Origin of the sequence: Lysinibacillus sp. BNK-21 (assembly GCF_048684915.1) — a bacterium.
In the GTDB taxonomy this organism is placed as follows: domain Bacteria; phylum Bacillota; class Bacilli; order Bacillales_A; family Planococcaceae; genus Lysinibacillus; species Lysinibacillus capsici.
Window position 1 is genome coordinate 2,786,883 of sequence record NZ_JBLQTS010000001.1, and the last position, 12,605, is coordinate 2,799,487.

The 12,605-nt window shown below is 42.2% G+C and carries 11 protein-coding genes; 1 reads left to right on the top strand and 10 read right to left on the bottom strand.

Translation table 11 applies throughout. The annotated features are described in order from the left end of the window. The first annotated feature begins 23 nt into the window (after nucleotides 1–23). On the top strand, nucleotides 24–1,661 hold the full coding sequence (locus ACMGGO_RS14410; protein WP_004229580.1) for a PucR family transcriptional regulator: 1,638 nt from the start codon (nucleotides 24–26) through the stop codon (nucleotides 1,659–1,661). Here ACMGGO_RS14410 and ACMGGO_RS14415 read toward each other — a convergent pair. Genes ACMGGO_RS14415 through ACMGGO_RS14460 form a run of 10 tightly spaced genes read right to left on the bottom strand, consistent with a single transcriptional unit; the run spans nucleotide 1,650 to nucleotide 12,559 of the window. Then, the gene (locus ACMGGO_RS14415) at nucleotides 1,650–2,477 is read right to left on the bottom strand and encodes an ABC transporter permease (protein WP_004229583.1); all 828 of its coding nucleotides are present in this window, start codon (nucleotides 2,475–2,477) and stop codon (nucleotides 1,650–1,652) included. The genes ACMGGO_RS14410 and ACMGGO_RS14415 overlap by 12 nt on opposite strands. Before the next feature lie 12 nt (nucleotides 2,478–2,489). Further along, nucleotides 2,490–3,431 (bottom strand): ABC transporter permease, encoded by a 942-nt coding sequence (locus ACMGGO_RS14420; protein WP_009374228.1) that lies wholly within the window; start codon nucleotides 3,429–3,431, stop codon nucleotides 2,490–2,492. A 16-nt stretch (nucleotides 3,432–3,447) separates the two neighbouring features. Next, nucleotides 3,448–5,004, bottom strand: coding sequence for an ABC transporter substrate-binding protein (locus ACMGGO_RS14425; RefSeq protein WP_009374229.1), 1,557 nt, complete (start codon nucleotides 5,002–5,004; stop codon nucleotides 3,448–3,450). 17 nt (nucleotides 5,005–5,021) lie between these two features. Then, entirely contained in the window at nucleotides 5,022–5,993 is a 972-nt protein-coding gene (locus ACMGGO_RS14430; protein ID WP_279494554.1) for a P1 family peptidase, read from the bottom strand. Nucleotides 5,994–5,996: 3 nt separating this feature from the next. Continuing rightward, the gene (locus ACMGGO_RS14435) at nucleotides 5,997–7,010 is read right to left on the bottom strand and encodes an ABC transporter ATP-binding protein (protein WP_066037719.1); all 1,014 of its coding nucleotides are present in this window, start codon (nucleotides 7,008–7,010) and stop codon (nucleotides 5,997–5,999) included. After that, on the bottom strand, nucleotides 6,979–8,013 hold the full coding sequence (locus ACMGGO_RS14440; protein ID WP_004229594.1) for an ABC transporter ATP-binding protein: 1,035 nt from the start codon (nucleotides 8,011–8,013) through the stop codon (nucleotides 6,979–6,981). Before ACMGGO_RS14440 ends, ACMGGO_RS14435 begins: the two co-directional genes overlap by 32 nt. A gap of 15 nt (nucleotides 8,014–8,028) precedes the next feature. Beyond that, entirely contained in the window at nucleotides 8,029–9,483 is a 1,455-nt protein-coding gene (locus tag ACMGGO_RS14445) for an aldehyde dehydrogenase family protein (RefSeq protein ID WP_066037718.1), read from the bottom strand. A 10-nt stretch (nucleotides 9,484–9,493) separates the two neighbouring features. Then, nucleotides 9,494–10,240, bottom strand: coding sequence for an SDR family NAD(P)-dependent oxidoreductase (locus ACMGGO_RS14450; RefSeq protein ID WP_221680754.1), 747 nt, complete (start codon nucleotides 10,238–10,240; stop codon nucleotides 9,494–9,496). Nucleotide 10,241: 1 nt separating this feature from the next. Next, a complete protein-coding gene (locus ACMGGO_RS14455; protein ID WP_004229600.1) occupies nucleotides 10,242–11,330 on the bottom strand; it encodes a tartrate dehydrogenase in 1,089 nt (362 codons plus the stop codon). Then, nucleotides 11,327–12,559 (bottom strand): M20 family metallopeptidase, encoded by a 1,233-nt coding sequence (locus ACMGGO_RS14460; protein WP_279494549.1) that lies wholly within the window; start codon nucleotides 12,557–12,559, stop codon nucleotides 11,327–11,329. The genes ACMGGO_RS14455 and ACMGGO_RS14460 overlap by 4 nt, the downstream gene beginning before the upstream one ends. Nucleotides 12,560–12,605 lie beyond the last annotated feature (46 nt).

A 12,605-nucleotide genomic window follows, 5' to 3' on the forward strand; every position in this document is an offset into this window, starting at 1 on the left:
ATTCGAAGGGCAGGTGCTAATTGATGTCGAAACATCCTCTACTCGTACGTGATGTCCTCAAGCGCAAGCATTTTGAATCGGCGAAGCTTATTGCAGGGCAGCACGGCCTAGATCGCCAAGTATTGTGGACACATATATTAGAAATTAAAGATTTTGAAACCTTAATCAATGGTGGTGAATTAATTTTAACCACGGGTGTCGGTTTACAGCTAGAACGAGAAACACAAATAGCCTACTTACAAAACCTTATTCGTAATGAGGCAGCTGGTCTTTGTATAGAAATTGGCGACTATTTTGACCATGTTCCCGTAGAATTGATTGCCATGGCAAATGCCCATCATTTCCCTATCATCATCTTTGAGGAAATTGTACGATTTATTGATATTACGCAAGATTTGCACACGTACATAATTAATCAACACCAGCAGGCACTTACACAGCTAGATACACTATCCAAAACTTTTATGGAATTATCATTAATGCCAAATGGTATTTTAAAAATATTACAAGTGCTCCATCAAGATACAAATGCTCCTTTTCTATTTGTTTCAGAAGATACAAAAAGCTTTTATTATCCTATGGAGGCTAAAAAATACTTACGTGTCATGGAGGAGCATTGTCAGCAGTTAGAACTACAAGAGCCCTTGCACCTTCTATCCTTGGGTAAAGACCATTTTGTCATTATTCCTGTTAATGGACTTGGACAAGTGTGGGGCTATTTATGTATGCATTCTGAACTGCCAAAGCAGAGTGATTACACCTTGTTAAATCTTGAACGAGCAACTATGTCGATTGCCCATATTTTAATGCGTAACCGCATGCTTCAGGAGCGACAGCAAAGCCGGGAAGATGAATTCATACTAGCCTTAATTCAAGGTCAGCCAGTAGATATTCAATACTACCAAAGCTATTTACCAATCGAAAGTCGTAATTTATTTTACCGAGTCGTCGTGTTCAATCTACATGATGAAGCCAATACTGTACCTGAAGAAGAATGGCAGGAAATCCAGCTACAAAATGCCATGTATGTTCGTTCGATTCTGAAAAAGCTTGGATTTTTCCCTACTGTTTCAGTAAGACAGCACGAGATAATTATTTTAGCCTTTTTCATTGCCGCAGATTATATGAAAGACAATCGCGACGCTTTTGATCAAGCAATTTCACAAATCATTGCAAGAAAAGCAGCACAATTTTTTGAGCAACTTACCCTTAGCTGTGGTATTAGCAATGTCTATCAAACGATCGAAAGTGTTCATCTGGGCTATAAGGAAGCCAAATCAGCCATCCAAATGCAGCATCATCAATTGACGAGCTCCATCTATTATAAAGATTTAGGTGTTTATCGATTGTTATTACAGCAGGATCAAACAGCTCTCCTACAATTTGTAAAAGATTATTTACAGGAAATTTTAGTATTAGATCAAAAAAGTAGCCATGATTTATTTCAAACATTAGCTGTTTATCTGTCCTGTAATGGAGCTAAAAATGATACAGCAGAACAGCTGTTTATTGTCCGTCAAACACTTTACAAACGAATAGAACGCTTAGAAAGTATACTAGGTGCTGATTTTTTACAAGCTCCCCATCGCCTCAATATTGAGATGGCTGTTAAGGCATATGAACTGTTGCAAAAGACAGCACCTGATCTATTACGATTTTGAACGCGGGTCCATAAAATCTCGTAAAGCATTACTGAGCATATATAAGCCTAAAACAAGAATCGTAATGGCTCCTCCAGGGGCATACGTATACCAAGGGGCACCGATTAAATAGGCTTGTGAATCTTTTAACATTCTACCCCAGCTAGGGTTTGGTGGCTGTACCCCAAGCCCTAAATAGCTCAGTGCTGCCTCGGCTAACATGGCTGTCGCAAAAGTCACGGTTGCTGCCACAATAATTTGCGACGAAATGTTTGGCAAAATATGACGAAACATGATGCTATAAGGCTTAACACCAATTAATTTCGCTGCCAGCACATATTCCGAGTCACGTTGTTGCACAAAGCCACTGCGGGCAATCCTCGCAATAGCAGGTATCGCGATAATCCCCAGCGCTATCGCAGTATTCGTTATTCCTGGGCCGAATACTGCTACAAGCATTAATGCTAAGATGATTCCTGGAAAGGCCATTAAAGCGTCCATCGTACGCATAAATATTTCATCGACCCAGCCACCAACATAGCCTGCAATTCCGCCTATGAGAATACCAAATATCGTTCCAATCGCAACCGTTAATAGACCCACGGCAAAGGCTGTTTGTGTCCCCTTCATAATGCGACTAAAAATATCTCGCCCAAATTCATCTGTTCCAAACATATAGGCACCACCTGGACCACGCAATTTTTCAGGTATATTCATCGCGTTGACATCATGGGGTGTATAAAAAAAGCTAACAATCATGACGAGCAGAAAGCCAACAATGACGAGGAGACCAATGACTAAATTGATTTTTTTAGTATAGCGCTGTAATTGTTTCATGGTAGTCACCTCTTAACGTAATCGGATTCTAGGGTCTAACACAGAATATAAAACATCGACGATAAAATTAATCATGACGACAGCTACTGTAATATACATAACGATCCCTTGTACGAGTGGAAAATCACGATTACTGATAGCCGTAATCAATAACTGACCAATCCCTGGCAATGAAAACACCTGCTCCACAATAATCGTTCCTGCCACAACCTCCGCCATAATCAACCCAAAAACCGTCAATATCGGAATCATGGAATTTTTCAAAACATGCTTATACATTACATTTTGTTCAGACATCCCTTTACTGCGTATCGTACGGACATAATCGAGCTGGACCTGCTCCAAAATGGCTGTACGAACATAACGAAAATTCACCGCAATTTGCGGAATCGCAATCGTTAAGGCTGGAAGTATTAGGGTACTGAGCGCCCCTGCTACACTTTGTGTCCAAGGTATATAGCCACTTATTTTAAAAAAGCTGAACTGTAGGCCAATGTAAAGAATAAGCATCATCCCTAGCCAAAAGGAAGGCACTGCCATACCGATCTGGGTTACAGTCGATAATGACACATCACTTAATTTATTTTGTCTTCTTGCTGCAAACATCCCTAAAGGTAATGAGATGATTAAGACAATGATAAGGGTGAGTCCTGCTAATGACATGGTGACAGGAAGTCGATCAAATAGTAATTCTTTTACTGGCATGGAAAATCGAATGGAATTCCCTAATTGCCCTGTCAATAAGCCCTTCATCCAATCCACATATTGTTCATAAAGAGGACGATCCAAGCCAAGCTCAGATCGTAAATTTTCAATTTGAGTGGGATCCGCCTCTGTTCCTAGCATTGTGCGAACTGGATCACCAGGTAAAATTTGAAAAACACCAAATGTAATAATGGATACTAGAAGGATGGTTGTTATTAACAGGATGATTCGACGTAGGATATACATCATAAGCACTCATCCCTTTCTAGTTTGAAAACTTGACCTCTGACATATCGTGGAACCAGAATGGATAGCTCTTGAGCCCCGTCACCTGTTTGTCAGATCCCCAAACGATTTGATAATCCGCAATATACACTGCTGTTGCCTGCTCAGCTAATATTTCCTGTGCACGATGATAGTACTCTATTTGCTTGGCTTGGTCGGTTTCCTTTAAAACATCAGCCATAATTTTGTCGTATTCTTCATTTTTAAATAAGAAGAAGTTTTCACTATCGTTTGTAGAAATGTAATCATTCAACACTTCAAAAGCAGATGCACGACCTGTTAAGTCAATCGTTGTCATTGCATAGTCACGACCAAAGTAAACGCGATCTAGCCAAATTCCCCATTCCACTACTTCAATTTCTACATCAATTCCGATCTCTTGTAGATTAGCTACGACAATTTGTGCAATATTTGAGTAAATATCATTGTGTGAAGACACTGTAATTTTTGTTTTAAAGCCATCCGGATATCCTGCTTCTGCTAATAACGCCTTCGCTTTTTCCACATCTCGCTCATACATGCTTTCTAAGCCCTTCTTTTGGAAATCGCCCATCGCTGGACTCATATTAGAGCCAAGTGGCACAGCATAGCCTGCAAACACAGAGTCAATAATATCGGCTTTACTAATTGCGTAATTGATTGCTTGACGAACCTTCACATTGTCAAATGGTGCCTTTGTTTCGTTAAATGTAACAATAAGAGAAGAGTTATTATTTTGGTGTGATAAATTATAGCTTCCCTCTACCTCGCTCACACGGTGCCAAGGAACACTCGTTAAATCAACTTCGTTTGCCATTAAGCTCATAATGGCTGCCTGATCATCTGATTGGAAGGCAAAGGTTACTTTATTCAAATAAGGTAATCCTTCTTGCCAATACTGTTCATTTTTCTTAAGCTCTAAATTTGTACCTGGTGCATATTTCACAAAGGCAAATGGACCTGTACCAATTGGATTTTCATTATGCTTCCCATCATTGCTCTTTGGAATAATAGCTGATTGTCTGCCTGTTAATGAATACAAGAAATTTGAATTTGGCTCTTTTAGCTTAATCACAAATGTACTTGCATCAGGCGCCTCTGTAGATGCTACATTATCAAAGCTATTGGACATTTTTTCTCCACCATTTTTCCCCATTAAACGGTCAAAGGAATATTGAATATCCTCCATCGTTAAATCATCACCATTATGAAACTTCACACCTTGGCGAATTTTAAACGTATAGGTTAAGCCGTCCTCAGAAATTTCATAGCTTTCAGCAAGTCCCTCTTTTAAGGAGCCATCCGTTTCAGGAGCCATTAGCCCCTCAAAGATATTTAGAATCATTTGATAAGAAATGGACGCTGTCGCTTTATGTGGATCTAAAAAATCTGGATCATCATTCACACGTACAACAATTTCCTGTGGAGCATCTGTTGCCGCTTGACCATCTGTAGTACCTGAAGTAGTCGTCGTTTTCTCTCCATCACTTGAACACGCTGCCATAACGATTGCCATTAACACTGTTAGTAGTATCAATCCGCTTTTTTTCCATTGCATGGCTGTTCCCCCTTTTTCTAAGTGCTTGTCTTTTGAATGCTTGTATAACTCTCAACATCCGCCAATCGTTCAGCGGCTTTAATGCCAGCTAGAATTGCTTCCTCCATCACCTTTGTCGCTAGCTGGCCTAAATAATCAAGTGCATAGGATTGATCCCCTGTACCAAGCACAAAAATCGTATCGCCATCCAGCATCGTATGAACAGGATAAATCGTGCGTGCTAAGGCATTTTGCGTAAGCTGCGCAATCTTTTTAGCCTCCGCCTTCGTTAGCTTGGCATTCATTGCCACAACACCAATGGTTGTATTAGTTCCCGCTAAAGCCTCTGATTGTGCATGTTGCTCTAAATAGGCACAGCAATCCACCCATTGACCAGAATGCGTATCTCTTGCTCCAGCTAAAATTTTCCTCGTTGTCGGGTCCTTGACATCTCCAACTGCATTGACAGCCACGATAGAACCTGCTACAAGACCATCTTTTCCCGCATAGGAAGCACTACCAAGCCCACCCTTCATTGCAAATTCTGGACCAGCTAATTTGCCTACAGTTGCTCCGTAGCCTGCGCCTACATTGCCATTTGGAAATGAGCCAACTTGTGCCGCTTGTGCCGCTTCATAGCCCATTAGTGCTGTAGGTCGTGCATGTGGATCACCGATAAACAAGTCAAAGAGTACAGCACTTGGTACAATCGGTATTTTCGCTACTCCTGCATCTACCCCAATCCCTTGCTCCTCTAAAAATTGCATAACGCCTGTAGCAGCATCTAACCCAAACGCACTACCCCCAGCTAAACAAATAGCATGAACTCGGTCAATTTCATTGATGGGATCTAACGCATCTGTTTCACGAGTACCTGGTGCAGAGCCTCGAACATCCACTCCACAAACTGCTCCTTTTTCCACTACTAGCACCGTACAGCCTGTGATGCCCTCCTTGTTCTCGCGATGTCCTACCTTAACACCTGGCACATCCGTTATATTGCCAAACATTCTTCACACCTCACTTTTTAAATAATTGTAATTTTCTGATTTTTTATCATATAAAAAACAGGCTACTCGTTGGTGATCATTTTCATTGTGAAGCTTCGGTCTCTCCTGATGGCATCTTTCCATCACATGCGGGCAACGTGTATGAAAGACACAGCCAACAGGTGGATTCATCGGACTTGGTAACTCGCCCTGTAAAAGTATTTCTTGCTTAGGCTCATCAAAATTAACAACTGGTATTGCAGATAGTAATGCTTGTGTATAGGGATGCAACGGATTGGCATATAGCTCCTTCTTTGTCCCAATCTCCACTACTCTACCTAAATACAGCACTGCCACACGGTCACTAATATGCTTCACAACGCTTAAATCATGTGAGATAAATAAATAGGTTAATTGAAATTCATCCTGTAAATCCATCATGAGATTGAGCACTTGTGATTGCACCGACACATCCAATGCTGAAACGGGCTCATCGGCTATAATGAATTCTGGATGAATCGCTAATGCCCGTGCAATCCCAATACGCTGCCGCTGCCCACCAGAAAATTCATGTGGAAATTTATGCATGGCATCCTCAGGTAGCCCTACCTTTTGTAATAGCTCCTTCACACGCTCTTTGCGTTGCTCCTTCGTCAAGGTTAATTGTAGCTTCATCGGCTCTTCGATTATAGAACCGATTCGCATCCGAGGATTGAGAGAGGCAAAGGGATCTTGAAAAATCATTTGCATTTGATTGCGGTAACTTTGTAGCTTATTCCCCTTTAAATGCTGGATGGGTTGTCCTTTATATAGCACTTCGCCTGCTGTTGGTTCAACGAGCTTTAAAATTGTTCGCCCAAAGGTGGATTTTCCTGAGCCTGATTCACCAACAATTCCAAGTGTTTCCCCTCTATAAATCTCAATCGAAATATCATCAACCGCTTTTATGACCTTTTTCTCTTCCTTCATCGATTTACGCTTCACAGGAAAGTAGGCTTTTAAATGATTAATTTCCAGCAAAACTTCTTTCTCTGTCATGAGCCAGCTCTCCTTTCTCCGTGAATAAATGACAGCGTACCTTATGTGCCTCCTGAATGTGATGAACAGCAGGTTGCTCCTGATGACAATGTGCCAGCGCATGGGGACAACGTGGCGCAAAGCGACAGCCGTCAGGTAATGCATACGCAGGTGGCACAGTACCAGGAATCGATGGTAGCCTTTTGACATCTGTTTCAAGGCTTGGCATCGTCTTTAAAAGCGCTGTGGTATAAGGATGCTGTGGATTTAAAAAGAGCTCTCTTACTGGGGCCTCCTCGACAATCTGTCCCGCATACATCACCATAACGCGGTCAGCTGTCTCTGCAACAACGCTCATATCATGGGTAATGAATAAAATGGCTGATCGATGCTCTTCCTTCATTTTTAGCATCAGCTTTAAAATCTGTGCCTGAACCGTGACATCAAGTGCAGTAGTTGGCTCATCCGCAATCAATAGCTGCGGATTATTCGACATTGCGATGGCAATCATAACGCGTTGTCGCATCCCGCCTGATAGTTGGTGAGGATATTCCGCAATGACCTTTTCTGCATTCGCAATCCCGACTTCTTTTAAAAGCTGTAGCGCTTTATTCCATGCCTCTTTTTTCGATACCTTTTGGTGTCTTCGTATGCCTTCAATCATTTGATTGCCAATCGTAAAAACGGGATCTAAAGAGGTCATGGGCTCTTGAAAAATCATACTAATTTCATTGCCTCGTATACGGCTCATTTCTTTATTTTTATAGGTAAGTAGATTTTTACCGTTTAAAGTGATAGAACCTGACGTAATTTCTCCTGGAGGTATAGGCAGCAACCGCATAATGGCTAAGGATGTAATACTTTTGCCACTTCCCGATTCACCAACCAGTGCAACGGTTTCTCCTTTATGAATAGTAAAATTCACATCTTCCACAACTTTTGCCTCTTTGCCATTTTTTAAATGGAATTTAATTGATAAGTGATTGACCTCTAAAAGCACATCTTTTTCTTTTGGCTGTTCCATATGCGTCCCTCCATCTCAGTGTTGATTAGGTGGTGCATAGCGTATAGCGATATTTTTCATTTGCGTATAGTTTCGCAGTGCAACAAAGCCCTTCTCTCGACCAATTCCGCTTTTTTTATAGCCTCCAAATGGCATTTGAATGCCTCCAGCAGCCCCATAATTATTGACAAATACTTGTCCCGCCTGCACACGACTTGCCACATAGTGAGCCGTATCGATATTTTGTGACCAAATGCCCGCCACTAGGCCATAGTCCGTACTATTGGCTAATGCGATGGCCTCCTCTACAGTCGAAAATGTCAAGACGGTTAACACTGGACCGAAAATTTCCTCCTGAGCTAATGGATCATTTGGATCAACACCATCAAGTATAGTTGGCTGAACATAAAAGCCGTTCTCATAGCCTGCCAATGTCAATGGTTCCCCACCCGTCACAACATAGCCATCTACCTTTGCTTGCTGTAATAATGCAGTGATTTTTGTATATTGTTGTTCATTCAGTAACGGTCCCATCTCCATATCTGCTTCACCTGGTCCTACTTGGATCACTTGGAACCTTTGGGCTAATCGGGAAATAAAGGACTCTTTTATTCGTTCCTCAATGAGTAAACGTGCCCCTGCTGAACAAGTTTGACCAGCATTTTGAATAATCGCACGTACAACTCCCTCTAATGCCTGCTCCATGTTAGCATCCGCAAAAACAATATTAGGAGATTTACCACCAAGCTCTAATGTCACAGGCACAACATTTTCAGCAGCCGCCTTCATCACCGCAATTCCTGTGGGAACAGAACCTGTAAACGTAATATGATTAATATCGGGATGTGAAGTTAAATAAGGACCAACTTCTCGTCCCAAGCCCGTAATATGCTGGAAAATCCCTTTCGGCAACTTATCGGCTAACCATTCTGCAATGGCATGTGTTGTTAGCGGTGTATCCTCCGCACTTTTCACAATGACTGCATTACCAGTTGCTATAGCAGCTGCTACACTTCTTGCCGTAATTTGAATCGGATAATTCCATGGCACAATATGTACCGTAATGCCCACTGGCTCTAGCACTACTGCATTTAAAAGCCCATCCTCAATCGGAATTGTATCTCCCATCACCTTATCCGCTGCACCACCATAAAATTCAAAATAGCGTGCCGCTGCTTCAATATCTGCTCTTGCCTGTGATAAGGGCTTTCCTACATCCCGACATTCTAGCAAACTCCATTCCTCTGCATGCTTACGAATATAATGAGCAAATTCGATCAATAACTGCCCACGTTCATAGGCTTTCCATTGACGCCAGTCCTCACGTTCAAAGGCTACACGGGCTGCACGTACTGCCTCTTCTACATGTTCTTTACTCGCGTTGCTAATTTGTGCAATCACTTCACCCGTTGAGGGATTCTTAACATCAAGGTATGTCTGAGCATCACCGTGAACCCACTCACCATCTATCAACATAGGAATTTTTTTCATTGTACCCCTCCTATAATCCACGGCCACCATCTACATGTAATGTCGTTCCTGTGACCATACTTGCTGCATCTGATAGTAAATAACTAACAGCTCCTGCTATATCTGCTGGCTTCACTAATCGTCCTAATGGCACAGATTGCACAAAGACACTTTGCTTCGTCTGCTCTACGTCTGCACCCTGTGCGGCAAATTGACCAAGCATTTGTGTGTCTGCTGGTCCTGGATGAATCGTATTAACCCGAATTTGACTAGATGCTAGTTCAATTGCTAGTCCTCTCGTAAAGCTCTCTGCTGCACCCTTCGATGCAATATAAGCCTGTAAGCCCGGTCTTGGTCGCACTGCTGAAATCGAGGCAATTGTAATAATAGAACCCCTTTGCTGTTTTTTCATAAAAGGGACAACTGCCTTTGTCGTGATAAATAAACTTTTCACATTAACATCCATTAAACGATTCCATTCATCCATTGTGACCTCTTCAATCGGCGTAGCTGACTGGGCAATTCCCAGTGCATTAACAAGACCATCTATTCTGCCATACTTATCAAAAACCTGCTGGCAGATGTCTTGCACACGTTCCTCCTGTAACACATTGACCTCAAAGCATTGAAGGGCATCCTGTGTAATATCTGATAAGGCATCTATGGATAGATCAAGTCCAATAACTCGATTGCCCTGCTTTAATTGCTCGTGAATAATAGCCTTTCCCATACCGCCTCCTGCACCAGTAACCACAATCACCTTTTGCTCAACTGCCATGCTAAACACCTCCTGCTGTTAAAGTTCTATTAATAATTTCCTGACAAATCGCATCGCCCATTTGTGCTGTTGTCGCTTGTCCACCAATATCTGCTGTTTTCACAACGCCTTCCTGCAGCACAGCTGTAATGGCTTTAACAATGAGCTGTTCTAAATCTGGTCTGCCTTGATGGCCAAGCAGTAAGGCAAGCGACCAAATTTGAGCGATTGGATTGGCAATGCCCTTGCCTGCAATATCTGGTGCTGAGCCATGAACAGGCTCAAACATCGATGGAAAATCCTTTTCGGGGTTCAGGTTGGCTGATGGTGATAGACCAAGTCCTCCGACAATAGCAGAGCCTAAATCGGATAAAATATCGCCAAACAAATTGGACGCTACCACCACTTCAAAATTCTGTGGTCGTTCTACGAAATAGGCGACGAGTGCATCGATATAAATGGATTCGAGCTGTAGTGCTGGTGAACTTTGCTTCACCGCTTTGCTTGTATGCTCGTCCCAGAATTTCATCGAATGAATAATGGCATTCGATTTTGTCGCACTTGTTATTTTGGTTTTACCGTGTTGCTTCGCATATTCACAGGCAGCATGGACAATCTTTTCAATCCCAATGCGCGTCATGATTGTATTTTGAATCGTCATTTCCTGCGGCTGCTGTTGGTACAGTCGACCACCACTGTCCGAATATTCACCCTCTGCATTTTCACGGAAGATCACAAAATCAATTTCTTTGCCGTTAGCCAAGGGCGACGCTATCCCAGGTAGTGATTTAATAGGACGGAAATTCACATATTGCTGGAAATGCTTTCGAATGGGCATAATTAATTCCCAAACGGTAACATCATCGGGTACACGAGCATCGCCAATAGCTCCAAATAAAATCGCATCATATGTTTGAAGTGTTGCTAGTGCATCATTAGGCATCATACAGCCATGCTGCACGTAGTAATCGGAGCTCCAAGGAAAGATGGTTGTTTCAATTTGTAAGGAGCTATGTTGTTCTTGCAAACAATTTAAAACTTTTAACGCTTCCTGCATAACCTCTTTTCCTATGCCATCTCCTGGTATTACTGCTATTTTGATAGCTGTCATTGTGCATCACCCGCCAAAAATTTTAATGCTGCTAAACGGTAAATGGCCGTTGTTTCTGCCAATTCTTCAATGTCCACATACTCATTGATTTGATGAGGAATTTCTCGATCTCCTGCTCCAACCGTTACAATTGGAATACCATGCACATGAAGAAACGTCCCATCTGTCGCGCCTGGAACACCATTATATTTTGGTTCCTTCTCTGTTACCTCTGCCACAGCCTCATATATTGCCTGTACAACAGGGTCTTCCTTCGCTGTTGCTGTTGCAGGTCGGTTATCAAGAACCGTCAGTTCTATTTTGAAATCAGGATCATCTGCTTGTAATCGTTTAATAATCCCTTCAATCTTGCCCAGTAGTTCATCATGGTCCTGCGCAGGCACCGTGCGAATATCGAGTGTTGTCATACAGTGATCAGGAATGACATTGATTTGCGCATCTCCCTTTACAGGCGCTCGTAAAATCGTTGGTGTAATAGATGGCCAATTCAGCATTGGATCACGCCCTAATCGTGCTTGCTCCTCTTTTTCCAATTTTTCAAGCTCTACGATGAAACGTGCCATACGCCAGTTAGGATTGATACCACTCCACGAAATCGCACCATGCGCCATTTTACCGAAAATATCTACCTGTAAACGAATAGCCCCGCGTTGTGCAATACACACATTATTTTCCTGTGGCTCACAGATAATCGCACCATCCACACCATCGGCCCAGCCATTCTTAATAAAATGCTTAATGCCTAGCATAAGCCCTTCTTCATCACATGGAATACATAAAATAATTTTGCCCGTAAACGCCTCTTGATCTAGTAGCAATGACTGACAAGCTGTAATCATACAAGCAAGATTCCCTTTTGTATCATTCGTTCCCCTGCCATACATACGCCCATCTACAATTTCTGCTCCAAATGGATCATAGGCCCAAGCCTCTCGATTGCCCTCTGTCACCACATCCGTATGTCCTTCGAAAAGTAATGTTTTCCCAGGCTTGCCCGAATCAATAATACCAATGACATTTGGTCGCCCTGGCACAACCTCCTCGATATGCGTCTCGATGCCAATATCTCGTAAATATGCCGCTACAAAAGTTGCCACCTCTTGCTCATTGCCCTTCGGATCGTTCTCACGGTAAACGCTTTCAATGCGCACGAGCTTCTGTGTTAAGGCAATGACCGTCTCACGATCTCGCACATACGATTTTGTTGTCTTTAAACTAGTTACTGTCATGCAAAGGACCTCCTATTTTTAAAGAATATTCTGAATTTATGTTATT